Origin of the sequence: Bradyrhizobium sp., from assembly GCF_049586575.1 — a bacterium.
Taxonomy (GTDB): domain Bacteria; phylum Pseudomonadota; class Alphaproteobacteria; order Rhizobiales; family Xanthobacteraceae; genus Bradyrhizobium.
In genome coordinates this window covers 1-1,563 of the sequence record NZ_JBAVCF010000186.1, presented here as the reverse complement: position 1 = coordinate 1,563, position 1,563 = coordinate 1, and the positions used below count along the sequence as shown (strand labels likewise).

The following is a 1,563-nucleotide window of genomic DNA, read 5'->3' as shown; positions in this document are numbered from 1 at the left end:
CTCTTGCGGAAACTCTTACGGAAGTTCTTCCGGAATCTCCTCAGAAAAATCTAGCGGAAGAGGCGAAAGAACTAGCGAACCAGTACGTCCTGTCGCAACCGGACGCTGTGAAGAAGGTCAGGGTGCTTCTCGATGCTGCCGAACTGGACGCGGAGCAGATACTGGACGAAGTAAAGGCCCAAAGGGCGGAACAGCTTGCCGAAGAGTATGCGCGGCGCGAACCAGAGGCTACCAGGCTGGTGAAAGAGCTTCTGGCTTCGAGCGGCCGGACCATCCACGACCTCATGTTCCATGGTTTCAGCGCAAACGTCTTCGATGAAATCGAGCGGCTCGATCGCCTGATCACGATCGCCGAGACTCGCCGCAATATCAGCCTGCGCGAGATTGAACGGCGTCGTGCGGTGCTCGGCGAAGCGCTGCGGCGGAACGTGCAAGAAGTTGAGGAGGGCGAATTTGAGGTAATCGAGACGACGCCTGCGGAAGGACAAGGCCCGGTGCAGGCTCGCCGTGAATCGCGGACTGCGACGGGACGAACGCTCAGAAATTCGAGAACGGCGATCGCCAAGTCATCGAAGGTGAATCAGGCGAAGGGAACGATCCGGCGTGGCTAGCACCCGCAAGATCCGAGCAAACCGCGCCAACGCTCGGGCCAGCACCGGTCCGAAAACGGCGCAGGGCCGCGCCCGCACGGCGCGAAACGCGCTTCGCCACGGCTTGAGCGTGCCGGTTTTTTCCGGTTCCGTGTTTTCCGAAGAGGTGGACGCGCTAGCGCGCGAAATTACCGGGCCCGACGCCGACGCCGAAGTATTGGAACTGGCGCGCCGGGTTGCCGAAGCGGAGATTGATCTCCGGCGCGTGCGTTACGCGCGCCATGAGCTCCTGAACCGAGCATTGAGAGATCCCGACTACGAGTCTGATGCGCGGGTGCGCGAAAAGGATGCAATGGTTCTCCGCTGTCTGCGGGACGCCGGTGCATTTACGCCGATGCCATACGATGTGGTTAAATTTCTGGACTCAAAGCCGAGCGGGCCGCTCAAGCTTGCCATGATCTTGTCGGACAAGGCTCGTCAGTTGCTAGCCATGGACCGTTACGAACGGCGTGCGCTCTCGCGGCGCAAGTTTGCGATACGAGCCTACGATAAAAGTTGTAAGGTATTGTAGATGCTATCTCAAGTAGATTGATGATGAGTCGGATTTTGGCAGAACAAAGCCAAAACATCCAATTGTTTCAAGGGTGAGCTCGCGATAATTGATCCGCAAGATGCCCTCTGGCGCAATCACGATCGCCATGGAACCGAACGGCTGTCCAAGGGTGGGTCACCGCCTCGCCCATTCCGCGATCACCTAGCCGTCATTCGGCAGGCTTCCCGGTGCCAACAGTTCGACGCAGCCGCCAAGTTTCGTCCTTCGCAGAGTGGACGTGATCGCGTCGCGGAGCGTCTCGTTCCGTTAGCCAAAAGCTACCCCTGCCGGTTCGGAGGAGAGTCGCCGTTCGAGCGCTGCTATTGTCTCTTTCAGGTTGTCCCGGCGTGCCGTCATCACCCGGGCCAGGATAGGGTAGGG

At 59.3% G+C, this 1,563-nt stretch carries 2 protein-coding genes; both read left to right on the top strand.

Annotation, left to right across the window (positions count from 1 at the left end; genetic code table 11):
- Positions 1-611: hypothetical protein (locus WB528_RS07160; protein WP_423887722.1), on the top strand; the 611-nt coding region annotated here is incomplete at its 5' end.
- The gene (locus WB528_RS07155; RefSeq protein ID WP_423887721.1) at positions 604-1,161 is read left to right on the top strand and encodes a hypothetical protein; all 558 of its coding nucleotides are present in this window, start codon (positions 604-606) and stop codon (positions 1,159-1,161) included. The genes WB528_RS07160 and WB528_RS07155, both read left to right, overlap by 8 nt.
- Positions 1,162-1,563: the final 402 nt, after the last annotated feature.